Here is a 23,975-nt window from a genome sequence, read left to right on the forward strand (position 1 = left end):
CTGCTGCCCTCCGCTTTTAAGGCCTCTTGCATGTCCGATCCTCGTTATCAGATCGACGTCAGCGTCGTCACCCGCTTTCTGGCGGAACAATCACAACCCGAACAGAACCGCTTCGCCTTCGCCTACACGGTCACCGTGAAGAACAGCGGTACGGAGCCGGCCCGGCTACTATCTCGCCACTGGGTCATCACCGATGGCGATGGCCAGGTAGAAGAAGTCCGCGGCAACGGCGTCGTCGGCCAACAACCGCATATCGACCCCGGCCAAAGCCATACCTACAGCAGCGGCACGGTAATGGCATCGCGCGTGGGCAATATGCAAGGCAGCTATCAAATGCTCGCCGACGATGGCAAGCATTTCGACGCCATCATCGCCCCCTTCCGCCTGGCGGTGCCTGGAGCCCTGCACTGATGGCGACATACGCCGTCGGCGACCTGCAAGGCTGCCTGGAACCGCTCAGGCGCCTACTGGATCGGGTAGCCTTCGACCCAGCCAAGGATCGCCTCTGGCTGGTGGGCGACCTGGTCAACCGTGGCCCGAACTCACTGGAAACCCTGCGCTTCCTGTATCGCATGCGCGATGCCTTGGTGTGTGTGCTGGGCAACCACGACCTGCATCTATTGGCGGCCGGCAATAACATCGAGCGTCTCAAAAAAGGCGATACACTGCGGGAAATCCTCGAGGCCCCCGATCGCGCCGAGCTGCTTGACTGGCTGCGCCGACAGAAACTCATGCATTACGATGAAAGCCGTGACACCGTGCTGGTTCATGCAGGCATCCCGCCCCAGTGGACGCTGAAAAAAGCCCTCAAGTGCGCCAACGAAGTCGAAGCGGCCCTGGCGGATGACAATCTGTTCACGACCTATCTGGACGGCATGTATGGCAACGAACCGGTGAAGTGGGACAACGACCTGAGCGGCGTCGCGCGCCTGAGGGTCATCACCAACTACTTTACCCGCATGCGTTTCTGCACCGCCGACGGCAAGCTCGACCTCAAGAGCAAGGAAGGTGCCGACACCGCCCTGCCCGGCTACAAACCCTGGTTCGAGCACAAGGAGCGCAAGACCCGTGAGACGAAGATCATCTTCGGGCACTGGGCAGCCCTTGAAGGCAAATGCGATGAACCTGGAGTATTCGCCCTCGATACCGGATGTGTCTGGGGCGGCAGCATGACCTTGATGAACATCGATACGGGTGAACGCCTGGACTGCCAGTGCGACACCCTCACCTACGAACAGCAGCAGGCCGCGGCAAAGCGCTAAACGGCGCTTTCGAGCCGGCCCCAGGAACCCGTCATGAGCGAATTCAAGCGTATCCCTCCCGAACAGGCCCAGGCACTGCGCGAACAAGGTGCTGTCGTCGTCGATATCCGTGACCCGGCCACCTATGCCGCAGCCCATATCACCGGCGCTCGCCACCTGGACAATCACAGCATCGCCGATTTCATCCGCGCCGCCGACCTCGATGCACCGCTGATCGTGGCCTGCTACCACGGCAACTCCAGCCAGAGCGCAGCGGCGTATCTGGTCAGCCAGGGCTTCAGCGATGTCTACAGCCTGGATGGCGGCTTTGAGTTGTGGCGTACGACTTACCCGACGGAAATTGCCTCGGGCGATTCGCGATAATTTTTTTCACCCCCCGCCATCCCGCGTGACGCTTGGGCTAGCGCCGTTTCTGACGAACGGTGCGCCCAAACTAATTACGCATCTCGCCTTGACCTCCTGGATTCCGAACTATCCTTAAGCGCAGGCCATCCAAAACAGGGGAGAGCCGGTACACCGGCGTGCGGGTCATCGGTAGCGTTTCCAGGGTGTTCTGGGGGGAAAACAGCCACGGTCAACGCCAGTGGCTGCCAGCATCGACTGATTGATCCGGCGTCGGCTCCACGTATCGAGCGAGGTGACGACGTCATGAGTATCTTTAGCCACTTCCAACAACGCTTCGAGTCCACACAACAGGAAGAACTCACGCTTCAAGAGTATCTCGAGCTGTGCAAAAAGGACCGAGGCACCTATGCGTCTGCCGCCGAACGGCTGCTACTGGCGATCGGCGAGCCAGAGCTGGTGGATACCTCCAACAATTCGCGCCTGTCGCGGATTTTCTCCAACAAGGTTATCCGTCGCTACCCGGCCTTTGAAGACTTCCACGGCATGGAGGAATGCATTGATCAGATCGTCTCCTACTTCCGCCATGCGGCCCAAGGCCTGGAGGAGAAGAAACAGATCCTCTACCTGCTTGGCCCCGTTGGCGGTGGTAAATCGTCCCTGGCCGAAAAGCTCAAGCAACTGATCGAGAAGGTGCCTTTCTACGCGATCAAGGGTTCCCCTGTCTTCGAGTCGCCCCTGGGTCTGTTTAACGCCACGGAAGATGGTGCAATCCTCGAAGAAGACTTCGGCATCCCACGACGCTACCTCAACACCATCATGTCGCCCTGGGCCACCAAGCGACTTTCCGAGTTTGGTGGCGATATCAGCCAATTCCGCGTGGTGAAGCTGTATCCGTCGATTCTCAACCAGGTCGGTGTGGCCAAGACCGAGCCTGGCGATGAGAACAACCAGGATATCTCGGCGCTGGTGGGCAAGGTCGATATCCGCAAACTGGAAGAGTTCCCGCAGAACGATGCGGATGCCTACAGCTACTCGGGCGCATTGTGCCGGGCCAACCAGGGCCTGATGGAGTTCGTGGAGATGTTCAAGGCGCCGATCAAGGTGCTGCACCCACTGCTCACCGCAACCCAGGAAGGCAATTACAACAGTACGGAGGGCCTGGGGGCGATACCATTCACCGGGATCCTGCTGGCTCACTCCAACGAATCGGAATGGCACACCTTCCGCAACAACAAGAACAACGAAGCCTTCATCGACCGTATCTATATCGTCAAGGTGCCGTACTGCCTGCGAGTCAGCGATGAAATCAAGATCTACGACAAATTGCTGTTCAACAGCTCCCTGGCCAAGGCTCATTGCGCGCCAGATACCTTGAAAATGCTCGCCCAGTTCACTGTGCTGTCGCGCCTCAAGGAGCCGGAAAACTCCAATATCTACTCGAAGATGCGTGTCTACGACGGTGAAAACCTCAAGGACACCGATCCCAAGGCCAAATCGATCCAGGAGTACCGCGATACGGCAGGGGTTGATGAAGGCATGAATGGCCTGTCTACGCGCTTTGCATTCAAGATCCTGTCCAAAGTATTCAACTTCGACCCGCACGAGATCGCCGCCAACCCGGTCCACCTGCTTTATGTACTGGAGCAGCAGATCGAACAGGAACAGTTCCAGGCCGAAACCCGCGAACGCTACCTGCGTTTCCTCAAGGAGTACCTGGCGCCGCGCTACATCGAGTTCATCGGCAAGGAAATCCAGACGGCGTACCTGGAGTCCTACAGCGAATATGGGCAAAACATCTTCGACCGCTACGTGCTGTACGCCGACTTCTGGATTCAGGACCAGGAATATCGCGACCCGGAAACCGGCGAAATTCTCAATCGGGTGGCGCTCAACGAAGAGCTGGAAAAAATCGAAAAACCCGCGGGAATCAGCAATCCGAAGGATTTCCGCAACGAGATCGTCAACTTCGTCCTGCGCGCACGGGCCAACAACAACGGCAAGAACCCGACCTGGCTCAGCTACGAGAAGCTGCGCGTAGTCATCGAGAAGAAAATGTTCTCCAACACAGAGGATCTGCTGCCGGTCATCAGCTTCAACGCCAAGGCCAGCAAGGAGGATCAGCAAAAACACAACGACTTCGTCACACGCATGGTCGAACGCGGCTATACCGACAAACAGGTGCGCTTGCTTTCCGAGTGGTACCTGCGAGTCAGAAAATCGCAGTAAGGCAGCGACAAGCGAAACGCCGCAGGCCCCAGGCGCACCGAGAGGTTCACCTGGGTCCTGGCAGCCGACCGCTTGTCTTTAAGCTTCCAGCTTGGCGCTTGAAGCTTGTAACTTGAAGCTGCCCGGAGGGCTCCCCATGAGCTATGTGATCGACCGACGTCTCAATGGCAAGAACAAGAGCACGGTAAACCGCCAGCGTTTCCTGCGGCGCTACCGCGAGCACATCAAAAAGGCTGTCGAAGAGGCCGTCAGCCGTCGTTCCATTACCGATATGGAGCACGGCGAGCAGATCAGCATTCCCGGACGGGACATAGATGAGCCCGTGCTGCACCATGGCAGAGGCGGCAAGCAGACAGTGGTTCATCCGGGAAACAAAGAGTTCACCACCGGCGAACATATCCAGCGGCCCCAAGGCGGTGGCGGCGGCAAAGGTCCAGGCAAAGCCGGCAATTCCGGCGAAGGCATGGATGAGTTCGTCTTCCAGATTACCCAGGAAGAATTCCTCGAGTTCATGTTCGAGGACCTGGAGCTACCCAACCTGATCAAGCGCAACCTGACCGGCACCGATACCTTCAAAACCGTACGGGCGGGGATCAGTAACGAAGGCAATCCTTCACGGATCAACATCATCCGCACATTGCGCTCCGCCCATGCGCGGCGCATTGCCCTGTCGGGCAGCAGCCGCGCCAAACTGAGAGACGCCAAGGAAGAGTTGGCTCGCTTAAAACGCGATGAGCCGGACAACTTCGGCGATATACAGGAGATCGAGGCAGAAATAGAGAAACTCAGCGCGCGCATTCATCGGGTGCCGTTCCTAGACACGTTCGACCTGAAATACAACCTGCTGGTCAAGCAGCCCAACCCCAGCTCGAAGGCCGTGATGTTTTGCCTGATGGACGTTTCCGGCTCCATGACCCAGGCGACCAAAGACATTGCCAAACGCTTCTTCATCCTCCTGTATCTGTTTCTCAAGCGTAACTACGACAAAATAGACGTAGTGTTTATCCGCCATCACACCAGCGCCCGCGAGGTCGACGAAGAGGAGTTCTTCTACTCACGGGAAACCGGCGGCACCATCGTTTCCAGCGCCCTGAAGTTGATGCAGGAGATCATGGCCGAACGTTATCCGGCCAACGAATGGAACATCTACGCTGCCCAGGCCTCCGATGGCGACAACTGGAACGACGACTCCCCTATCTGTCGCGACCTGCTGATCAACCAGATCATGCCGTACGTGCAGTACTACACGTACGTGGAGATAACCCCGCGCGAGCATCAGGCCCTATGGTTTGAATACGAACGTATCGGCGAAGCCTTCGCCGATACCTTTGCCCAGCAACAACTGGTCTCGGCCGGGGATATTTACCCGGTCTTCCGTGAACTCTTCCAGCGCAGGTTAGTGACATGACCGCCAAAGAGAATAAGCGCCAACCCATATCCACGGGGTCTGAATGGACCTTCGAACTGATCCAGGCCTACGACCGGGAAATCAGCCGGATTGCGGCCGGATATGCCCTGGATACCTACCCCAACCAGATCGAAGTGATTACCGCCGAACAAATGATGGACGCCTACGCTTCGGTGGGTATGCCCTTGGGCTATCACCACTGGTCCTACGGCAAGCACTTCCTCAGCACCGAAAAGTCCTACAGTCGCGGCCAGATGGGCCTGGCCTACGAAATTGTCATCAACTCCGACCCCTGCATCGCCTACCTGATGGAAGAAAACACCATCTGCATGCAAGCACTGGTAGTTGCACACGCCTGTTATGGACACAACAGTTTCTTCAAGGGTAACTACCTGTTTCGCACCTGGACCGATGCAAGCTCTATCATTGATTACCTGGTGTTTGCCAAGCAGTACATCATGCAGTGCGAAGAGCGCCATGGGATCGATGCGGTGGAGGACCTGCTGGACTCCTGCCATGCCCTGATGAATTACGGCGTGGACCGTTACAAGCGCCCGTATCCGATTTCTGCCGAGGAAGAACGCCTGCGTCAGAAGGAACGCGAAGAGCATCTGCAAAAACAGATCAATGACCTGTGGCGCACGATCCCCAAACGCGCCGACAAGAACAGTGACAAGGACAACGCGCGCTTTCCCGCCGAACCCCAGGAAAACATCTTGTACTTCATCGAGAAACACGCACCGCTGCTGGAACCCTGGCAGCGCGAGATCGTGCGGATCGTGCGCAAGATTGCCCAGTACTTTTATCCACAGCGTCAGACCCAGGTAATGAATGAGGGCTGGGCAACGTTCTGGCATTACACCCTGATGAACGACCTGTACGACGAAGGCCTGGTGACTGACGGTTTCATGATGGAATTCCTCACGTCCCACACCAGCGTGGTCTTTCAGCCCGGCTTCGACAGCCCGTACTACAACGGCATCAACCCCTATGCCCTGGGTTTCGCCATGTATCGGGACATTCGTCGCATGTGCGAGCACCCCACCGAAGAAGACCGCCGCTGGTTCCCGGAAATCGCCGGAAGCGATTGGCTATCAACGATCAAGTTCGCCATGAGCAGTTTCAAGGACGAAAGTTTCATCCTGCAATACCTATCGCCCCAGGTGATACGCGATCTCAAGCTGTTCAGCATTCTGGATGACGATCTCAAGGATGACCTGCTGGTGCCTGCGATTCATGATGAAGGCGGCTATCGTACGATCCGCGAAACCCTGGCCGCCCAGTACAACCTCGGCAACCGCGAACCAAATGTGCAGATCTACAGCATTGACGTGCGCGGTGATCGCTCACTGACCCTGCGTCACCAACAACACGACCGCAAACCCTTGGGCGACTCCACAGATGAGGTCCTCAAGCATCTGCACCGACTGTGGGGGTTTGATATCCATCTTGAGACGCTGCAAGGCGACCAGGTGATGAAAACCCATCACGTACCGCCTCGCAGTGAGCACAGTGATAACGAATACGGGCGCCTGGACCTGGCCGTCATCCACCTTTGACGCGGCGAAGCCTCCATTGGCCGGACACAGGCGTTATCCTGTAGGGCCATTGGAGGCTTTTTCATGCAAATCTACAAAGTTGGCGGAGCGGTGCGTGATCGCCTGCTGGGGATTCCCGTTACCGATATCGACCGGGTCGTGGTCGGCGCCACCGCCGAGGAAATGCTCGCCATGGGCTACAAGCCCGTGGGCTCTGACTTTCCGGTTTTCCTGGACCCGAAAAACGGCGACGAATATGCCCTCGCCCGCACTGAGCGCAAGAGCGGTCGCGGTTATGGCGGCTTTGTGTTTCACGCAAGCCCCGAAGTCACGCTCGAAGAAGACCTGATCCGTCGCGACCTGACCATCAACGCGATAGCCGAGGACGACGACGGCAACCTGTCCGATCCATACAACGGCCAGCGTGACCTGAAAGACCGTATTTTACGCCATGTTTCCCCGGCATTCGCCGAAGATCCCTTGCGAGTGTTGCGGGTCGCGCGGTTCGCCGCACGCTATGCGGGTCTCGGTTTCAGCATTGCCCCCGAAACCCTGGAATTGATGCGCCAGCTGAGTGATTCCGCAGAGTTGGAAGCCCTGACACCGGAGCGTAGCTGGAAGGAAATCTCCCGCGCGCTGATGGAAGATCAACCACAAGTGTTTATCCAGGTACTGCGCGATTGCCACGCCCTGAAAATCCTGATGCCCGAAGTTGACACCTTGTTCGGCGTACCACAACCCGAGGCTCATCATCCCGAAATTGACACCGGCATCCACACCCTGAGCGTGCTGGAGCAGGCCGCTCTCCACGGCCAACCCCTGACCGTGCGCTGGGCCTGTCTGCTGCATGATTTGGGCAAGGGCCTCACACCTGTGGATAAGTTACCTCGGCATATTGCCCACGAGCAGAAGGGCTTGAGGCTGATCCAAGCGGTCAGTGAGCGCTTCAAGGTGCCGAAAGACTGTCAGGACTTGGCGCTGCTGATGGGTGAATATCACACCCACGGCCATCGGGCACTGGAGCTCAAGGCTTCGACTCTGCTGGAATTGCTGCACAGTTTTGACGTTTATCGCCGGCCACAGCGCTTTGAAGAGTTTATCGTTGCATGCGAAATGGACGCACGAGGACGCAAGGGCCTTGAGCAGAGAAGTTATCCACAGGCGGATTATTTACGCGCAGCTGCGTTAGTAGCACGGAGCGTTGCCGTGGCGCCGCTGCTGGAGAAGGGTTTCAAGGGCCCTGAACTGGGCGAAGCGCTCAAGCGTGAACGGCTCAAAGCCCTGAAGGCCTACAAGGAACAACACCCACTGTAGGAACGGGCTTGCGGGTTAACGCGGTACTCTCACGCTTTTCGCGAGCACACTCGCCCCAAGAGGTGGGCAGGCGTCAGTTGCTGGTCGCGCCACTCGAACGGCACGGGCGCCAGGACCTGATCAATCTGTGCATCCCGCCACAGCGCAGTAAACGTCTTGCCTGCTTGAGGATGCAACCGCTCCGGCGCCATCAACGACAGCGGCCACAACACAAAGGCATTCTTCAATATTTCGGCCCGAGGCAGCACCAACCCCTCGAAATCACCGTTCAGATCGCCATACAGCAGCACATCGATATCCAGAGGCAGCCCCTTGCGATCCGGCGCGTAGCGACCGTTGTCGGCTTCAATGAGCTTCAACCGGCGATCCAACTCTTTCAAAGACAAGTCGGTATACGCCGAGACCACCAGATTGAAGAAAGGTCCGCTCTTGATACCCACCGGCTGACTTTCGAACACGGCCGAGCAACGCAGATCCGTCAAAAAACCCGCCAGCGCATCGAGGCCCGCACGCAAATGGGATTCACGTTCGATATTACTGCCAAGACCAAGATAAACCTGAGTTAGCGACATCCGCGCTCGATCTCCACGCCCACGCCTTTGGCTGCCGGGACGGCACCGGGCTTGGTCAATTTGAGGTGCAGCCAGGGAATCTGGAACTCACTCATCAACACTTCGGCCAGGCGTTCAGCGAAAGTTTCCACCAACTGGAACTGTGCTTGCGCGGCGAATGCCTGGATACGTACGCAGACGCTGGCGTAATCGAGCGCCAGGTTCAGGTCATCACCGGCGGCCGCCGGACGGTTATCCCAGGCAAAACTCAGATCCAGACGCAAGCATTGCCGGATACCTCGCTCCCAGTCGTAGGCCCCGATCACGGTGTCGACTTCCAGGCCTTCGATAAACACTCTGTCCAAGCACTCTTCTCCACAGCACGACAAGGGCGCGATGCCCCGTTAGAATCAGGCGTCCTCGCCCGGAATAGTTAGCATGTTTTGGTTACTGGCAACCCTCGCCTACCTGCTCGGCTCTCTGTCCTTTGCCATCTTGCTCAGCCGCCTGACGGGAAGCCCCGACCCTCGAATGGGTGGCTCAGGCAATGCTGGCGCCACCAATATGTTGCGCCTGGCCGGTAAAAAAATGGCCGTCCTGACGCTGCTGGGCGACGTCTGCAAAGGCCTGCTGCCAGTACTGATCGCCAATCTCACCGGCCTTTCCCTGCAACAACAGGCCTGGGTAGGCGTTTGCGCAGTTCTCGGCCATCTGTTCCCGCTGTACTTCCGCTTTCGCGGTGGCAAGGGCGTCGCCACGGCAGCAGGCATGTTGCTGGGTATCTATCCTCCCGCCGCCCTACTGGCCGTGGTCGCGTGGCTACTGACGTTCTACCTGACCCGCACCAGCTCCCTGGCAGCGCTGATCGCCACGCCGCTGACCCTGCCATTGCTGGCCTGGCAAGAGCCCGCAGCGCTGGTACCGATGAGCGTACTCACCTTGCTGATCGTCTGGCGCCACCGGGGCAATTTACGCGACCTGTTTGCCGGGCGCGAACGGCATTTTTAAATACATCCGATGAACACGATTCACGTGCGCCGGCTTACAACGGCGACAACTGCTCCATCGGCCAGCGCGCCTGCACGCTGATGGCCAGGCTTTCCTGCTGCCCCGCCTGCAGCCGCTGACACCCGGCGAAGGCAATCATTGCGCCGTTATCGGTGCAGAACTCAGGCCGTGCGTAAAATACGTCACCTTTCATATCTCCGAGCATTTTCTCAAGCGACACGCGCAACGCGCGGTTGGCGCTGACACCGCCCGCGATCACCAGGCGCTTCATGCCCGCCTGCTTCAACGCCCGCTTGCACTTGATGGTCAAAGTCTCTACCACGGCTTGCTGGAACGCCAGAGAGATGTCGCAACGGGCTTGCTCGCTGTCGTCTCCGGCACTGACGCTCTGCTGCCAGGTGTTCAGCGCGAAGGTTTTCAAGCCGCTGAAACTGAACATCAGACCCGGTCGATCACACATTGGGCGCGGGAAGGTGTAGCGACCCGTCACGCCTTTTTCAGCCAGGCGCGCGATTTCCGGACCACCGGGATAGTTGAGATCCATCATCTTCGCGGTCTTGTCGAATGCTTCACCGGCAGCATCGTCCAAAGTTTCGCCCAGAAGCGTGTATTGACCGATTCCGTCGACTTGAACCAGTTGCGTATGCCCCCCCGAAACCAACAAAGCGACGAACGGGAACTGCGGTGGGTTTTCTTCCAGCATGGGCGCCAATAAATGGCCTTCCATATGGTGCACACCCAGGGCCGGGATACCCCAGGCGAACGCCAGCGCCTGAGCACAGGAAGCCCCCACAAGCAGGGCTCCGACCAGCCCAGGGCCCGCGGTATAGGCAATGGCATCAATCTCTGTGGCCACACAACCGGCTTCGTCCAACACCTGACGAATCAAGGGCAGCATGCGTTTGACATGGTCACGGCTGGCCAGCTCTGGCACCACGCCACCATAGGCGCGGTGCAAGTCGATCTGACTGAACAGTGCATCGGCCAAAAGCCCGCGTTCACTGTCGTAAAGTGCGACACCGGTTTCGTCGCAGGAGGTTTCTAAGCCCAGAACTAGCATGGGTTTGCGCCTTGTAGCGGCTGAATTCGAAGGCGCGCATAATAGTCGCCACTCCCTCTCCCGACTAGCGGTTTTCGATCAGAGGCTTTGCATTCCGGGCAATGAGGGGTTAACATCCGCAACCCTTAAAAACCGACGACCTCAGCCGCGAATTTTTTGCGACGAGAACGTTGATTCCCGGTAATGAAAGAAGGTAGCTCTGGATGCCAGCCGTCAAAGTAAAAGAGAACGAACCCTTCGACGTAGCTCTGCGTCGTTTCAAGCGCTCCTGCGAAAAAGCCGGTGTTCTGGCTGAAGTTCGTAGCCGCGAATTTTATGAGAAGCCAACTTCTGAGCGTAAGCGCAAAGCAGCAGCCGCTGTTAAGCGTCACGCCAAGAAAGTTCAGCGCGAGCAGCGCCGCGCCGTTCGTCTGTACTAATCCACAGACGTTCGTAGCAAGCTTCTGCCAAGCCCGGCCCTCAGCCGGGCTATTGGCATTTGCGGATATCGCTTGATGCTTCACCGTCAACGCCGCACACGCGACCGCGACAAACCGCTTTACACGTCAGACCTGGCTTTTTGCCAGCAGTGCACGTCTCTTCTGACGAGCCTAACAAGGCTACTGACGAGCACACCTTAATTTCCAGACAGGCGATCAACAGGTCGACTGTGCCCAGAATGAGCTTCCGAGGCCAGCGTTGGTCGTGACCGGACTCCAGGGCAATACTTTCAAATACGTCGAAGGCTGATTGGAACTAACGTCAGTGAATGTTCGACAGATACACTTCCTGAAGCCCAAGCAGACGACAGATGGTCGAGCCGCCGATATGTGCGCCTTGAGTATGTCACGGGCCCTCATTTATACGCAGTGATGACGAGAACGCCATGGCCGGGCTAATTCCCCAGAGCTTTATTGACGACCTTCTGAACCGCACCGACATCGTCGATGTTGTCAGCTCGCGCCTGCAAATGAAGAAAGCCGGCAAGAACTACACTGCCTGCTGCCCGTTCCATAAAGAAAAAACCCCGTCATTCAGCGTCAGCCCCGACAAGCAGTTCTACTATTGCTTCGGCTGTGGCGCGGGCGGCAATGCTCTCGGCTTCATCATGGACCACGACAACCTGGATTTCCCCCAGGCCGTCGAGGAACTGGCAAAAGCCGCCGGCATGGAAATTCCCCGGGAAGAAAGTGGCCGCCCGCACAAGCCGCGCCAACCCACCGATTCGCCGCTATACCCGCTGCTCACTGCCGCCGCCGACTTCTATCGCCAGGCCCTTAAAAGCCATCCACAGCGCAGGGCTGCCGTGGACTATCTCAAGGGCCGAGGCCTGACCGGGGAAATCGCCCGTGACTTCGGCCTCGGGTTTGCCCCGCCCGGCTGGGACAACCTGTACAAGCACCTGAGCAGCGACACCCTGCAGCAAAAAGCCATGATCGACGCCGGCCTATTGGTGGAAAACGCCGAGACCGGCAAGCGCTACGACCGCTTCCGCGACCGGGTGATGTTTCCAATCCGCGACAGTCGCGGTCGCATCATCGCCTTTGGTGGTCGAGTACTGGGCGACGACAAGCCCAAATACCTGAACTCACCGGAAACCCCGGTGTTTCACAAGGGCCAGGAACTCTACGGCCTGTTCGAAGCGCGCAAGAACAATCGCAACCTCGACGAAATCATTGTGGTTGAGGGCTATATGGACGTCATCGCCCTTGCCCAGCAAGGCTTGCGCAATGCGGTGGCAACCCTCGGCACGGCGACCAGCGAAGAACACTTGAAGCGCCTGTTTCGCATCGTGCCTAATGTTCTGTTCTGCTTCGATGGCGACCAGGCGGGCCGAAATGCCGCCTGGCGCGCCCTTGAGGCGACGTTGTCGAGCCTTCAGGATGGGCGCCGCGCACGCTTTCTGTTCCTGCCCGAAGGCGAGGATCCGGACACCCTGGTTCGCTCCGAAGGCACAGATGCATTCCGCGCGCGTATCAACCAGCACGCACAACCGCTGGCCGATTATTTTTTCCAGCAATTGACCGAAGAGGCCGACCCACGCTCGCTTGAAGGCAAGGCCCATATGGCCACCCTCGCCGCGCCGCTGATCGATAAGGTACCCGGTGCCAACCTGAAAGCCCTGATGCGCCAGCGCCTGCTGGAAATCACCGGGCTGAGCGGCGAAGCGGTCAGCCAGTTGGTGCACAGGGCGCCGCAAGACGCGCCACCCGCTTACGACCCCGGCATCGATTACGATGCCATGCCGGACTATTCGGACTTTCACCAGCCGCAGGAAGCCTACGCGCCTCAGCAGGAATGGACACCGAAGAAACCTGGGGCCGGTGGCAAGAAATGGGACAAAAAGCCCTGGGACAAGAACGGCAAGCGCGGCAACGGTGACGAACCTCGCGGACCGCGCGTCCCAGCTGCTGTAGAACCACCGACCATGGCCGCCCTGCGTACCCTTTTGCACCATCCGCAACTGGCACAAAAGGTCGAAGATGCCGGGCACTTTGCGGCTGAAGACCACACTAATACACAGCTGCTGGTGGCACTGCTCGAAGCCGTGCAGAAGAATCCTAAGCTAAACTCGTTCCAGCTGATTGCACGCTGGCACGGCACCGAACAGGGCCGCCTGCTGAAGGCGTTGGCGGAAAAGGAATGGCTTATTGATGGCGATAACCTTGAACAACAGTTTTTCGACACCATTACTAGTCTTGTCGCCCGCCAACGCGAGCGAAATCTGGAACAACTTCTTCGTAAAGCACGTCAGGGCGAACTGACTGCCGAAGAGAAAAATCAACTGCGCGACCTTTTAAATCGCAATGTTTCCGCATCAAACCCGACCTCAGCTGGCGTGTGAGGTCATAGCTCGGGTATAATCCTCGGCTTGTTTTTTGCCCGCCAAGACCTTCAGTGGATAGGGTGTTATGTCCGGAAAAGCGCAACAGCAGTCTCGTATCAAAGAGTTGATCGTCCTAGGTCGTGAGCAGGGTTACCTGACTTACGCGGAGGTCAACGACCACCTGCCGGAGGATATTTCAGATCCGGAACAGGTGGAAGACATCATCCGCATGATTAACGACATGGGGATCAACGTATTCGAAGCTGCGCCAGATAAGGATTCCCTTATGCTGGCCGACGCCGATACCGACGAGGCCGCCGCTGAAGAAGCTGCTGCCGCGCTGGCTGCAGTGGAGACCGATATCGGTCGTACCACCGACCCTGTGCGCATGTATATGCGTGAAATGGGTACGGTAGAGCTGCTGACACGTGAAGGCGAAATCGAAATCGCCAAGCGTATCGAAGAGGGCATCCGTGAAGTGATGGGCGCTATCGCGCACTTCCCTGGCACGGTTGACCACATTCTCTCCGAGTACACCCGTGTTACCACCGAAGGTGGTCGCCTGTCCGATGTCCTGAGCGGTTATATCGACCCGGACGACGGCATTACGCCACCAGCGGCAGAAGTGCCACCGCCTGTCGACCCGAAAGCCGCCAAGGCGGACGACGATTCCGAAGACGACGACGCTGAAGCCAGCGGCGATGACGAAGAAGAAGTCGAAAGCGGTCCGGATCCGGTCATCGCAGCCCAGCGTTTTGGTGCTGTTTCTGATCAAATGGAGCTGGCTCGCAAGGCACTGAAGAAGCACGGTCGTGGCAGCAAGCAGGCAACCGCCGAGCTGCTGGCCCTGGCTGAGCTGTTCATGCCGATCAAACTGGTGCCGAAGCAATTCGAAGGCCTGGTTGAGCGAGTCCGTAGCGCTCTTGAGCGTCTGCGCGCACAAGAGCGTGCGATCATGCAGCTCTGTGTCCGTGATGCGCGCATGCCGCGTACCGACTTTCTGCGCCAGTTCCCGGGCAACGAAGTTGACGAAAGCTGGACCGAAGCACTGGCCAAAGGCAAAAGCAAATACGCTGAAGCCATCGGTCGCTTCCAGGCCGATATCGTTCGTTGCCAGCAGAAGCTGACTGCATTGCAGACCGAAACCGGTCTGACGATTGCCGAGATCAAGGACATCAACCGTCGCATGTCGATCGGTGAGGCCAAGGCCCGCCGCGCGAAGAAAGAGATGGTTGAAGCGAACTTGCGTCTGGTGATCTCCATCGCCAAGAAGTACACCAACCGTGGCCTGCAGTTCCTCGACCTGATCCAGGAAGGCAACATCGGCTTGATGAAAGCGGTGGACAAGTTCGAATACCGTCGCGGCTACAAGTTCTCGACTTATGCCACTTGGTGGATCCGTCAGGCGATCACTCGCTCGATTGCCGACCAGGCCCGCACCATCCGTATTCCGGTGCACATGATCGAGACCATCAACAAGCTCAACCGTATTTCCCGGCAGATGTTGCAGGAAATGGGGCGCGAACCGACCCCGGAAGAGCTGGGCGAACGCATGGAAATGCCTGAGGATAAAATCCGCAAGGTATTGAAGATCGCTAAAGAGCCGATCTCCATGGAAACCCCGATTGGTGATGACGAAGACTCCCACCTGGGTGACTTCATCGAAGACTCGACCATGCAGTCACCAATCGATGTCGCCACTGTTGAGAGCCTTAAGGAAGCGACCCGCGACGTACTCTCCGGCCTCACTGCCCGTGAAGCCAAGGTACTGCGCATGCGTTTCGGCATCGACATGAATACCGACCACACCCTTGAGGAAGTCGGTAAGCAGTTTGACGTGACCCGCGAGCGGATCCGTCAGATCGAAGCCAAGGCGTTGCGCAAGTTGCGCCACCCGACTAGAAGCGAGCATTTGCGCTCCTTCCTCGACGAGTGATAACAAAACCCCCGGCCCTGCCGGGGGTTTTGCTTTGTGCAGATCAAACTCCCTGCTTAACATACCCCACAAATCATGGGTAGGAAGGACGCCGCATACATACAGGGCGCCCCCGTCCTCCCTTCGTATGGCTCATTCGGATTTTTCGGATGGCACAGTAGAGAAACCATCGTTATAATCCGCGGCCTACTGAGGGCCTATAGCTCAGTTGGTTAGAGCAGGGGACTCATAATCCCTTGGTCGTAGGTTCGAGTCCTACTGGGCCCACCATACTCAAAGCCGCGCACTGCGCGGCTATTGTGTTTCTGGCGGAACCACTTCAGACACAGTCCTATGGTCCAAGGGTACAATTTAGGTACAGTGCTGGTTCGCCAGCCGCCTAGGAGCACCCTCTCATGGCTACTCTCGTCAAAACTCCTTCCGGCACCTGGAAGGCACTTATTCGTAAAAATGGCTGGCCCACTGTCGCCAAAACCTTCCGCACAAAGCGTGATGCGGAGGACTGGTCTCGCCGTACCGAAGAAGAAATGGTGCGCGGCGTGTACATCCGGCGTAGCGGCTCGGAGAAAATGACGCTAGAAGCTGCACTCAAGCGCTACCTAAGCGACATAACCCCCACCAAGAAGCCCACCACTCAGCGTGGCGAAACCTCGAAAGCCAAGAAACTCATCGAGCACCTGGGCAAATACTCCATGGCTGCCCTCTCCGCTGAAATCATCGCCGGCTATCGTGACAAGCGCCTGAACGAACCTAGCCGTGGTGGGACCATCAGCAACAACACCGTGCGCCTCGAACTGGCCTTATTGAGCCACCTGTACACGGTAGCGATTCAGGAGTGGGGTTTGGGTCTGACGTTCAACCCAGTGCTGAGCATCCGGAAGCCGAGCCCTGGGGATGGCCGTGACCGGAGGCTATCGCCGGAGGAAGAACGCCTATTGCTCGCGGCCGTAAATCGGCATAGCAATCCTATGCTGGGTTGGATTGTTTGCATCGCCCTAGAAACGGGTATGCGCTCGTCTGAGATCTCATCCCTGCGACGACCTCAGATAGACTTGGCAAAGCGTGTCATACGTCTCTCAGACACGAAGAACGACGGCTCCCGAACCGTTCCACTGAGCAAGCGCGCCACTGAAGTATTAAAAGCCGCGATGGACAACCCGGTGCGGCCAATCGACTGCAATCTGGTGTTTTTCGGTGAACCCGGAAAGGACGGGAAGCGTCGGCCGTACACCTTCACGAAAATTTGGGGTCAGTTGAAGAAGAAGCTCGATCTACCTGACTTTAGGTTTCATGACCTGCGTCATGAAGCCGTAAGTCGTCTTGTCGAAGGCGGGTTATCAGATCAAGAGGTTTCGGCCATCAGTGGTCATAAGTCGATGCAGATGCTCAAGCGTTACACGCATCTTCGAGCTGAAGACCTCGTCAGTAAACTGGACAAAATAACGAGACCTGCCACTTAAGCTTATCAGTTTAAGACGGAGGGTTTTTGCCCCCCGCACCTTCGGACCTTTTATGCATGCGAAATTGCCCTCCACTTGACCAACTGATTGCATTTTGACCAGCACGCTTCGTGACCATGATCGGCAGAGAGCTGCGCAGTGCTGTTGGTCGTGGCCCGCAGCAATCGGCCAAAAGCCGCCGGTCGGGTCAGGCGACTTCCGACCCGCTTCCGTCATTCAGAACTGGCTAATTGGCAAAAGTCAGACAATTGAATGCGTCTATGAAATCAGGGGCGATTCAAAGTGGCGGCTATACAGACTTTTCCGTGCTGTTTCTACTTCCCGGCTGTACCGGCCTCTTTCCTATGCCTCAGCAATTTCGGCCCGCATGATGGTTATCTTCGGTAAGAGCAGCTTTCGAATTTCATCAATCAACTCCGTAATCAGCTCACATTCACCCTTCGAAAAACGCCAGAATGGTGCGCCGCGTATATCGGTGAGCGCCTTAGAATCTATGCGCCAAGGCTGGACTTTATGGTGCTTGCTGTCCGAATGCGCGTACACCTCATGACGAAGGTCCATCAGCCGCTTATGCAGAGCTTTCGCGCCTTGATTATCAGGTAAAACACTTTCAGGAAGAGGCGGCCATCCGTAGCTTTTGGTGAATGCCCTCGCGTAGCTAACAACGAGTGCCGTAACAAATGCGGATTGCTGCATGTAGATAGAGCCCCGACGTTCCCAAGGCGCTGAGTGCCAGCCTTTTTTCAGTAGATGTTGGGCATATTGGCGCGCAAGCCCTAGATCCTCGGCGGCGACGTAGAGGCGTTCATACAGTCTCTGCTTCTGTTCACTAGCAGCGTTTGGAATATCCATTTGATGAGGCGTTTCCCTGTTCAGGCCAGAGAGCACGAAAGTGCTCGCCTCCTACGGGTTAAGCCCAACGTTGACGGCTGGACTTGGAGGTTAGTCGGCGGTATCTATTTTGAGGATTAAACATGAGATCGTGTTTACAGGTGTTTCACGAACGCTCCTTCGCCGCCTCGCTCGCCTGCTCTTCCGCGCACTCGTGCAGCCAGTTCTGCGCGTTGTCTAGTGTAATGAACGCCATGTGTTTCGCAGCTTCCAAGGTGTCCTGCCAACGCGGATAAGGTGCGCAGTATCCCTTTTCGTGCACAACTAGGATGTGCCAGCGACCTTTGCTCCGCGGTACCAAGGTGACGCGAAACTCCCCCACCTCCGCCGTGTGCGAGCCGTCGCCCAGCTCCGCCCAAGTCGTGCCCTCGAAGGTGCGTTGTAGGCGCCGTTTGAAGCGAACTGCTTGGCGCACAAGCGCCAATAACTCGCCGGAGGGTCTTATCTGACCCTCCAAGGCCCTATTGATCCCGCGCAAAATTGTTGCGGGTGAACGATAGTCGCCAAGCGATCTCATCCGATCCATTAGCGCTGCGGGCGTCCAATTCAATTCGTCCAAATCCTCGCGCAAGGTATCGACCAGCACCGCCGTATCCAGCTTTTCGCTCGGAAAATCATCATCTTCGATCATCGTCAAATCCGCCTATGTCACGAGCAAGGTGACACTGTGTCACTTTATTGGTGGCGCATCTACACCTTAATGATCAACGGCTAATTATTAAGACGGCCTTTGTGGTGAACCTGGGCGCAAATACATGTCTTTTCATGCGTGGCATGGCATCCATCTACGGAGCTTCTTTTGATATTTTGATCAGATAATTACCCAGCGATGCACTCAGACCAACAATGAGCTCAGCGTCAGCGATGCTAGGTCCCCGGCCCTCTCGGATGTGTCTACCATGCTCAGAAGCAAATCCCCAAGCATTGATCACTGCTTCATCAAGGGGCTTGGAAATGTTTTTTCCTTGATCCGTTCAGCAAGAAGTTAGAGCTCGATTTCGTTGAGAGTGATGACATCCAGATACCAACCACAGCAGTTCGGCGTGACCCTAAATCCGATAGCTCTCGCCTGTTCATGCTTGACTTTGCCCTTGACGATCTCGAAGCCACCCCAGCTGACTTCAACAACCGGATCTTTCAGAATGCGCTCGTGAGCGACAGAAACGCGATGCGCCAATTCAAGCGAGCGCGTTTCTTCGTCGAATTTAGCCATCACGTAATGCACACGATCAGGCTTTACCTGCTCTTTCGAATACAGAGCGCTCTCGGGGTAAACGCACACAGTGACCATCTCCAAGGCATCGCCCCGAACGTGCGCGTGAGCCAACTTCGAAAGGCGTTGCATGTAGATTGACCTTTGATGCTTTAAATTTCCAGCATCCCTGTGTACCTCAAAACCCATTTGTGACCAGAACTCCACGGAGCTACGTGGTTCGCATTGAACAACGAGCACAGTGTTGTTAAGTGCCTCTTCCTTACGAATGGCATGCTCAACAAGTGCCCGTCCAATCCCGCGCTGCTGACAACTGCTTTTCGTCTGCAAGATAGTATCGTGTGAAATACCGTATGTGAGAAAACCAACCGGTCCTTCCGCACCAATAAAGACCGTCATCCGCTTTTCGGCGCACGCTTTCTGAATCATGCCCCAATTGTTGATGAACCCATGCCCATTGCGCGCCTCGCGCCTTAACCATTCCTGGATGAGTGGGAGATCGGCATCCACCGCCATGCGGACACTTCCCTTCATTTTCTTGGTCTTTTCCATAATCCCTCCGAGTTATTTAAGCGGGCTTGACAGTCCAACCCATGGGGATTGGTCGAATTTTCCTACTCTTCACCAAGCCAAGCCCATTACGACAATCCAAGCTCCATCGTTGCCGCTTCACCACTTGGGGCTCCACGCGCTTTGAGCCTGGATATCTCCTCTTCTATCCAACGCATCAGCGCCGCTCGCCCGTGCGGGCATCTTCGAGCTGAGGATCTGGTGGATAAGCTGGACAAAATCTCAAGGTGACTCAGTTCTTGTAAGAAATCGTGAAAAAAATGCGACTATTTTATAGTCGCATCATAGAAAAACCAAAAAAACGCTAGCAAACACCCGTTACATATAGGCCTTATCAGAAAGCCACCGATCAACTTCAAAACCAACATACCCAATTTAAGACTACCAAGACGCATAAAGCAGTCAACCAAGACACTATATATTGGTAGTTTCGACGCGCCAGCCGGTTTGACAATACGCCAATCCCCCTCAAGAATTCGCAAACCTTCTCCAAAAACTGCGAACTTACACATGACAACTGAAGAGTATCTACTTAATCGTTTTGGCCCGCTGATGAGCATCCCAGATATTGCGACCCTACTAGGCCGCTCGCCTGATGGAGTAAGGGTCTCTTTATATTCAGACACCGACATTTCTCGAAAACTCAAACCTGCAATGATACGGATCGGCCGCCGCGTATATTTTAGGACAATGCAAATAAATGACGCGCTGAACTTAGATATTGAGGTGAATTCTCAGGACAGTCTGCAATGAGCTACACGATTAACAACTTGGTATGGGCACGTCGATTTGGCTCTCCTACCGAAAAACTCATAATGCTTGAATTAGTGAGGTATGCGGACGAAACGGGGAAGTGCTGGCCCAAAATAAAAACCATAGCAAGCTCTTGCCTTATTTCTTCCAGAACAGTTCAGCGTCAAATTAAGCAATTTGAACGGGCGGGTCTACTAACTATTCAAAAAGAATATCGTAACGATGGCGGCCAGACGACGAATAGATATTTCATATGTATTGCCGCGCTAACGGCCTTACCCCCCACTGACAATGCTGTCATGGGGAGGACGACATCCATGACACCCCGGCCCCAGACAGCAGCGAGTCACACAGGGGATGACATAGCGGTGCCATCCCAAGAACTACCAACAGAACCAACAATAGAAATACAACAACGAACTGAGGATGAGCTGCAATATCCGGCAAGGCTAAAAGCCAGTGACCGCGTGTGGATCATCAAGCTTCTTCAGGATGTGCCACACCAAGACGCTCAATTAATGCTTGACGAACTGGCAGCAGCGTTAAGCGCCGGAAGAATCAAAGGAACATCCTCAAGATGGTTCTACGGACTAATCAATAACTATAAAAAGGGTAATTTCTGTCCTCTAGCAAAACCGAGCAAGCCCGAGCCAACATCCAACAAACGCGCCACTGAAGAGGTGAAAGAGTTAAAACCTCGAAGTGAAATTGGTGCAAGCGCCCTGGAAATTCTAAAAAGAAAAACACTGATCAAACCTTCAAATCAATAAATGGCTCTACCACAACAGCAAGGAAAATCACAATGTCACTTCACTTTAAGCAACTTGAGAACTACTGCGATAGCTTGGAAAGAACTGGCAACATTCAAGTCATTTTACGCGCCCACTACAAAAACGGATTTGCACTCAGCGTTTTCGATGGAGTAATTGACCACACCATTACCGATGAAGAGAACCGTCAGTTTTTTTTCAGGACGGTAGAGATGGCATTGGATGAGCTAGCAAATATCCCCTATATTTCCGACCAAATCATGGTCGACCGGAGGCTTTGGTCCTAGCCATAGGAGTCAACAATCAAACACCAATTACAGCCAACGGGTCAAAACCAATACTTTTATCTCCGTCTTCTTTACAGCTAAACACTGTAAGCACCTGAGAACAGGATACACACACCGACATCCGGACATACTCGATGGAGTACTACAATGATTTCATATGTTTACCTTCCAATGCTCGTCCTAAGCACATTCCTGATCATATCCATACGTAGATTTTGGATATGCGCTGATAGGATAGGCTTTATGCGTGAACTCTCACGGCGCGCACCTGCACTACTCCAGCGGGACATCATGGCTGCTGTCCTCGCATTGGTGCCGTTCTCGATGGCATTCCTTGACTGGTTTGACATAACCCTTCCACGTCAATCAGCCCCGATACCTCCTTTGCTGGGCGTAATCCTGGCTGCCGGTAGCCTTGGAGCATCTATCACCATTCTGAACAATTCCCTTCACCGGCTTGCCGGTAGCTGGGCAGGCACCCGGGAAAGCGTGCTGCGCACTGTGGCAGCAATGCAAATCATTGATGCGACCGAATTAGCATTTACCATGGACACCGACAAAGTCGATATTGCAAAACCAGCAAGCGCTGAACGGACCCTCAACGTCATTCAATCCAAGGAAGAAAAATGAAATCCCTCCTGACTACCTCCGCGTCCCTAATGATCGTCACTGCCATCCTCTCAGGCTGCGGCAAACAAGAGCCCGTGCAGACGGTTGATTGGTACAAAGCAAACGCGCCTGAAAGACTTAAGGTTCTGGAAAGGTGCAAGGCAAACCCTGGCGAGCTTGCTCTGACACCAAACTGCGTCAACGCCAAAACTGCCGCCAACGCATTGGTGCTTGAGAATCGTGAGTACAAGCAGCGTGAACCGATGAATTTCTCTTCTCAGGGAAAATAGAATGGCGACCAAAACAGGAATATTTGAATGGATCGGAGGGTCAATGGATCAAACCCTTCATACGTTCATCAGCATCACTTCGAGCCGAGTGATTGAGGATTTCACGCTCACCGTGACGATAGGCGGGACGCTATATTTGACGATGGTCGGCTACATGATGATCACCGGAACGATTGAGCAGTCGGCCTCTCACTTTTTCAAAACCTGCGGGAAATTCCTACTCATCAGCGGGTTGGCCATGAACGCCGACACGTACATGTCATGGGTAGTAGAGGCATTGAGTGGGCTTGAAACAGGAGTAACGGCCGCCTTCACAGCGACGAGTGACCCATCAACCTCAGACTCGGTTTTCCAGGTCATCGACAATGCAATGTCAGACGGCTGGCAGATCGGTGCAGACATGTTGTCGAAAATGGGACAACGCCACTCCTATGAAATCGGAATGATTATGTGGGATGGGCTGAACGCCCTGATCGTCTATGCCGCTACGCTGCTCATCGCAGTTCCGGCAGGAGCTATGATTATTGTCGCAAAAGGCATGCTGTCGATCATGCTCGGAATCGGGCCAGTCTTCATCATGATGCTGCTGTTTGGACAGTTCACGTCCAAGTGGTTCGATAGCTGGTTTGCCCAGGTCATCACTTACATCATGCAAACGGCACTGGTTAGTACGGTGCTCAGCTTTGGGATCAAATACTTTTCCTCGATAACTGCCAGCATATTGGCAAACCCAGCCGATTACCCAATCGCAACGTTCCTGGAGCTACTGGTTACAACCATCGTCGTGCTCTACATGATGTATCAAGCCCATGGCGTTGCAGGAGGCCTTGCAGGAGGTATATCGAGTGCGGCACTGACCTTGCGCGGAATCGCAAACGGCGCCATGGCACCAATCACCAAGGGCCTCAACAGACAGTCAACGCGCCGTGACATGCAGTCGGGTCAGATGGTCACAGCCGGACGCTTAAACCACCTGGCAGCTGGCAATACAGCCTGGAATCCAGCGTACCGACAGCACGTCATGCAGAACATGGGCAAAAACTGGGGAAGTGCTAAAGGGGGCAAAGTAAATCAGTAGCCCCTGACGCAAGACTGACCAGACCTCGTTTCGACGGGGTCTTTTTCTGAGCACCTTCAACAAGCGTATGGCGGGTCAAGGGGTAGGTGCGGCCCGCAGGAGCGAAGCGACGAGGACTCGGCCCCTTGACGCGGCAGAAGCGACCAACGCTCAAGTCATGGGCGCAGGGGATCAAGGCCGTAGGCCTCCCCTGCACCCTTGACGACAGAGGGCGACTCGCTCCCTTCCCGCTTGCGGGAAGGGCGGGGGGATGGGATATGGAAGAGCGCTAACACTATGAATCTAATGAACTAATCGCAAAAACAAGACAATTTCAGCGTTCTTGTCTTGATGACTCATACGTGCAAACCCATCCCGGGACGGATGGTCACTTGGTCCGGTAGATCCGTCGAAACCAGGTCCTGCCGGTATAAAGGCGCTTACAGATCTTTATGGAAAGAACGCCTACCAGTGCGAAGACAATCCCGAAAACAACCCACAACACTGTCGAATTGGTAGACAGGTGATCGTGAACGAGCTTCGCCGCATACCAGCCTGCTGTCACCGAAACGATAATGAAAACGACGATACTTGCCCGAGGGGTGCCATAGGAAATTTCAG

24 protein-coding genes and 1 tRNA gene are annotated in these 23,975 nt (G+C 55.7%); 19 read left to right on the top strand and 6 right to left on the bottom strand.

The genetic code is table 11. From position 1 onward, the window contains the following. Positions 1-30 precede the first annotated feature (30 nt). The 7 genes from apaG to OQ460_RS22265 all read left to right on the top strand — a co-directional run bounded on the left by apaG (position 31) and on the right by OQ460_RS22265 (position 8,093). Positions 31-411, top strand: a complete 381-nt coding sequence (apaG, locus tag OQ460_RS22235) for a Co2+/Mg2+ efflux protein ApaG (RefSeq protein WP_410019431.1) — start codon at positions 31-33, stop codon at positions 409-411. Beyond that, the gene (locus OQ460_RS22240) at positions 411-1,262 is read left to right on the top strand and encodes a symmetrical bis(5'-nucleosyl)-tetraphosphatase (RefSeq protein ID WP_410019432.1); all 852 of its coding nucleotides are present in this window, start codon (positions 411-413) and stop codon (positions 1,260-1,262) included. Before apaG ends, OQ460_RS22240 begins: the two co-directional genes overlap by 1 nt. 33 nt (positions 1,263-1,295) lie before the next feature. Beyond that, the gene (glpE, locus tag OQ460_RS22245) at positions 1,296-1,625 is read left to right on the top strand and encodes a thiosulfate sulfurtransferase GlpE (RefSeq protein WP_410019433.1); all 330 of its coding nucleotides are present in this window, start codon (positions 1,296-1,298) and stop codon (positions 1,623-1,625) included. Between the two features lie 285 nt (positions 1,626-1,910). Continuing rightward, positions 1,911-3,833 carry a PrkA family serine protein kinase gene (locus tag OQ460_RS22250; protein WP_410019434.1) on the top strand — a complete coding sequence of 641 codons (1,923 nt, stop codon included), beginning with the start codon at positions 1,911-1,913 and terminating at the stop codon, positions 3,831-3,833. Between the two features lie 136 nt (positions 3,834-3,969). Beyond that, the gene (locus OQ460_RS22255) at positions 3,970-5,241 is read left to right on the top strand and encodes a YeaH/YhbH family protein (RefSeq protein ID WP_410019435.1); all 1,272 of its coding nucleotides are present in this window, start codon (positions 3,970-3,972) and stop codon (positions 5,239-5,241) included. Continuing rightward, positions 5,238-6,800, top strand: coding sequence for a SpoVR family protein (locus OQ460_RS22260; RefSeq protein ID WP_410019436.1), 1,563 nt, complete (start codon positions 5,238-5,240; stop codon positions 6,798-6,800). The genes OQ460_RS22255 and OQ460_RS22260 overlap by 4 nt, the downstream gene beginning before the upstream one ends. Positions 6,801-6,863: 63 nt before the next feature. Further along, positions 6,864-8,093 carry a multifunctional CCA addition/repair protein gene (locus OQ460_RS22265; RefSeq protein WP_410019437.1) on the top strand — a complete coding sequence of 410 codons (1,230 nt, stop codon included), beginning with the start codon at positions 6,864-6,866 and terminating at the stop codon, positions 8,091-8,093. A 29-nt stretch (positions 8,094-8,122) separates the two neighbouring features. On the opposite strand, the gene folK is transcribed toward OQ460_RS22265, so the two are convergent. Together folK and folB are read right to left on the bottom strand one after the other, a co-directional pair. Beyond that, complete coding sequence (folK, locus tag OQ460_RS22270; protein ID WP_410019438.1) at positions 8,123-8,665, bottom strand: 2-amino-4-hydroxy-6-hydroxymethyldihydropteridine diphosphokinase; 543 nt, start codon at positions 8,663-8,665, stop codon at positions 8,123-8,125. After that, positions 8,656-9,009: a dihydroneopterin aldolase gene (gene folB, locus OQ460_RS22275; protein ID WP_410019439.1), complete on the bottom strand. Its 354-nt coding sequence runs from the start codon at positions 9,007-9,009 to the stop codon at positions 8,656-8,658. The genes folK and folB overlap by 10 nt, the downstream gene beginning before the upstream one ends. A 73-nt stretch (positions 9,010-9,082) precedes the next feature. On the opposite strand from folB, the gene plsY reads away from it, so the two are divergent. After that, positions 9,083-9,652, top strand: coding sequence for a glycerol-3-phosphate 1-O-acyltransferase PlsY (gene plsY, locus OQ460_RS22280; RefSeq protein WP_410019440.1), 570 nt, complete (start codon positions 9,083-9,085; stop codon positions 9,650-9,652). 34 nt (positions 9,653-9,686) lie between these two features. On the opposite strand, the gene tsaD is transcribed toward plsY, so the two are convergent. Next, on the bottom strand, positions 9,687-10,712 hold the full coding sequence (tsaD, locus tag OQ460_RS22285; protein WP_410019441.1) for a tRNA (adenosine(37)-N6)-threonylcarbamoyltransferase complex transferase subunit TsaD: 1,026 nt from the start codon (positions 10,710-10,712) through the stop codon (positions 9,687-9,689). Between the two features lie 203 nt (positions 10,713-10,915). On the opposite strand from tsaD, the gene rpsU reads away from it, so the two are divergent. The 5 genes from rpsU (at position 10,916) to OQ460_RS22310 (ending at position 16,914) form a co-directional block, all read left to right on the top strand. Then, positions 10,916-11,131 carry a 30S ribosomal protein S21 gene (gene rpsU, locus OQ460_RS22290; RefSeq protein WP_002551877.1) on the top strand — a complete coding sequence of 72 codons (216 nt, stop codon included), beginning with the start codon at positions 10,916-10,918 and terminating at the stop codon, positions 11,129-11,131. Positions 11,132-11,577: 446 nt separating this feature from the next. After that, positions 11,578-13,536, top strand: a complete 1,959-nt coding sequence (gene dnaG, locus OQ460_RS22295) for a DNA primase (protein WP_410019442.1) — start codon at positions 11,578-11,580, stop codon at positions 13,534-13,536. A 67-nt stretch (positions 13,537-13,603) separates the two neighbouring features. Next, positions 13,604-15,454 (top strand): RNA polymerase sigma factor RpoD, encoded by a 1,851-nt coding sequence (gene rpoD / locus OQ460_RS22300; protein ID WP_410019443.1) that lies wholly within the window; start codon positions 13,604-13,606, stop codon positions 15,452-15,454. 193 nt (positions 15,455-15,647) lie between these two features. After that, positions 15,648-15,724 (top strand) — tRNA-Ile (locus tag OQ460_RS22305). Positions 15,725-15,849: 125 nt separating this feature from the next. Beyond that, positions 15,850-16,914, top strand: coding sequence for a site-specific integrase (locus tag OQ460_RS22310; RefSeq protein WP_410019444.1), 1,065 nt, complete (start codon positions 15,850-15,852; stop codon positions 16,912-16,914). Positions 16,915-17,256: 342 nt separating this feature from the next. On the opposite strand, the gene OQ460_RS22315 is transcribed toward OQ460_RS22310, so the two are convergent. The 3 genes from OQ460_RS22315 to OQ460_RS22325 form a co-directional block, all read right to left on the bottom strand. Beyond that, entirely contained in the window at positions 17,257-17,766 is a 510-nt protein-coding gene (locus OQ460_RS22315; protein ID WP_410019445.1) for a hypothetical protein, read from the bottom strand. A gap of 145 nt (positions 17,767-17,911) precedes the next feature. Further along, positions 17,912-18,436: a hypothetical protein gene (locus OQ460_RS22320; RefSeq protein ID WP_410019446.1), complete on the bottom strand. Its 525-nt coding sequence runs from the start codon at positions 18,434-18,436 to the stop codon at positions 17,912-17,914. A 354-nt stretch (positions 18,437-18,790) separates the two neighbouring features. Continuing rightward, entirely contained in the window at positions 18,791-19,570 is a 780-nt protein-coding gene (locus tag OQ460_RS22325) for a GNAT family N-acetyltransferase (protein WP_410019447.1), read from the bottom strand. Between the two features lie 528 nt (positions 19,571-20,098). Here OQ460_RS22325 and OQ460_RS22330 point away from each other — a divergent pair. The 6 genes from OQ460_RS22330 (at position 20,099) to OQ460_RS22355 (ending at position 23,375) form a co-directional block, all read left to right on the top strand. After that, on the top strand, positions 20,099-20,341 hold the full coding sequence (locus tag OQ460_RS22330; protein WP_410019448.1) for a plasmid-related protein: 243 nt from the start codon (positions 20,099-20,101) through the stop codon (positions 20,339-20,341). After that, positions 20,338-21,111, top strand: coding sequence for a helix-turn-helix domain-containing protein (locus tag OQ460_RS22335; protein ID WP_410019449.1), 774 nt, complete (start codon positions 20,338-20,340; stop codon positions 21,109-21,111). Before OQ460_RS22330 ends, OQ460_RS22335 begins: the two co-directional genes overlap by 4 nt. Positions 21,112-21,143: 32 nt before the next feature. Continuing rightward, complete coding sequence (locus OQ460_RS22340; RefSeq protein WP_410019450.1) at positions 21,144-21,398, top strand: hypothetical protein; 255 nt, start codon at positions 21,144-21,146, stop codon at positions 21,396-21,398. Between the two features lie 243 nt (positions 21,399-21,641). Beyond that, the gene (locus OQ460_RS22345) at positions 21,642-22,028 is read left to right on the top strand and encodes a hypothetical protein (RefSeq protein WP_410019451.1); all 387 of its coding nucleotides are present in this window, start codon (positions 21,642-21,644) and stop codon (positions 22,026-22,028) included. Further along, positions 22,025-22,297, top strand: a complete 273-nt coding sequence (locus tag OQ460_RS22350) for an EexN family lipoprotein (RefSeq protein WP_410019452.1) — start codon at positions 22,025-22,027, stop codon at positions 22,295-22,297. Before OQ460_RS22345 ends, OQ460_RS22350 begins: the two co-directional genes overlap by 4 nt. A gap of 1 nt (position 22,298) precedes the next feature. Then, positions 22,299-23,375, top strand: coding sequence for a type IV secretion system protein (locus tag OQ460_RS22355; protein ID WP_410019453.1), 1,077 nt, complete (start codon positions 22,299-22,301; stop codon positions 23,373-23,375). Positions 23,376-23,975 lie beyond the last annotated feature (600 nt).

Origin of the sequence: Pseudomonas imrae (assembly GCF_046352735.2) — a bacterium.
GTDB lineage: Bacteria > Pseudomonadota > Gammaproteobacteria > Pseudomonadales > Pseudomonadaceae > Aquipseudomonas > Aquipseudomonas imrae.

Coding starts and splice junctions, on each gene's coding strand:
- apaG (WP_410019431.1), top strand. CDS start 31: ATGTCCGATCCTCGTTATCAGATCGACGTCAGCGTCGTCACCCGCTTT.
- OQ460_RS22240 (WP_410019432.1), top strand. CDS start 411: ATGGCGACATACGCCGTCGGCGACCTGCAAGGCTGCCTGGAACCGCTC.
- glpE (WP_410019433.1), top strand. CDS start 1,296: ATGAGCGAATTCAAGCGTATCCCTCCCGAACAGGCCCAGGCACTGCGC.
- OQ460_RS22250 (WP_410019434.1), top strand. CDS start 1,911: ATGAGTATCTTTAGCCACTTCCAACAACGCTTCGAGTCCACACAACAG.
- OQ460_RS22255 (WP_410019435.1), top strand. CDS start 3,970: ATGAGCTATGTGATCGACCGACGTCTCAATGGCAAGAACAAGAGCACG.
- OQ460_RS22260 (WP_410019436.1), top strand. CDS start 5,238: ATGACCGCCAAAGAGAATAAGCGCCAACCCATATCCACGGGGTCTGAA.
- OQ460_RS22265 (WP_410019437.1), top strand. CDS start 6,864: ATGCAAATCTACAAAGTTGGCGGAGCGGTGCGTGATCGCCTGCTGGGG.
- folK (WP_410019438.1), bottom strand. CDS start 8,665: ATGTCGCTAACTCAGGTTTATCTTGGTCTTGGCAGTAATATCGAACGT.
- plsY (WP_410019440.1), top strand. CDS start 9,083: ATGTTTTGGTTACTGGCAACCCTCGCCTACCTGCTCGGCTCTCTGTCC.
- tsaD (WP_410019441.1), bottom strand. CDS start 10,712: ATGCTAGTTCTGGGCTTAGAAACCTCCTGCGACGAAACCGGTGTCGCA.
- rpsU (WP_002551877.1), top strand. CDS start 10,916: ATGCCAGCCGTCAAAGTAAAAGAGAACGAACCCTTCGACGTAGCTCTG.
- dnaG (WP_410019442.1), top strand. CDS start 11,578: ATGGCCGGGCTAATTCCCCAGAGCTTTATTGACGACCTTCTGAACCGC.
- rpoD (WP_410019443.1), top strand. CDS start 13,604: ATGTCCGGAAAAGCGCAACAGCAGTCTCGTATCAAAGAGTTGATCGTC.
- OQ460_RS22310 (WP_410019444.1), top strand. CDS start 15,850: ATGGCTACTCTCGTCAAAACTCCTTCCGGCACCTGGAAGGCACTTATT.
- OQ460_RS22315 (WP_410019445.1), bottom strand. CDS start 17,766: ATGGATATTCCAAACGCTGCTAGTGAACAGAAGCAGAGACTGTATGAA.
- OQ460_RS22320 (WP_410019446.1), bottom strand. CDS start 18,436: ATGATCGAAGATGATGATTTTCCGAGCGAAAAGCTGGATACGGCGGTG.
- OQ460_RS22325 (WP_410019447.1), bottom strand. CDS start 19,570: ATGGAAAAGACCAAGAAAATGAAGGGAAGTGTCCGCATGGCGGTGGAT.
- OQ460_RS22330 (WP_410019448.1), top strand. CDS start 20,099: ATGACAACTGAAGAGTATCTACTTAATCGTTTTGGCCCGCTGATGAGC.
- OQ460_RS22335 (WP_410019449.1), top strand. CDS start 20,338: ATGAGCTACACGATTAACAACTTGGTATGGGCACGTCGATTTGGCTCT.
- OQ460_RS22340 (WP_410019450.1), top strand. CDS start 21,144: ATGTCACTTCACTTTAAGCAACTTGAGAACTACTGCGATAGCTTGGAA.
- OQ460_RS22345 (WP_410019451.1), top strand. CDS start 21,642: ATGCGTGAACTCTCACGGCGCGCACCTGCACTACTCCAGCGGGACATC.
- OQ460_RS22350 (WP_410019452.1), top strand. CDS start 22,025: ATGAAATCCCTCCTGACTACCTCCGCGTCCCTAATGATCGTCACTGCC.
- OQ460_RS22355 (WP_410019453.1), top strand. CDS start 22,299: ATGGCGACCAAAACAGGAATATTTGAATGGATCGGAGGGTCAATGGAT.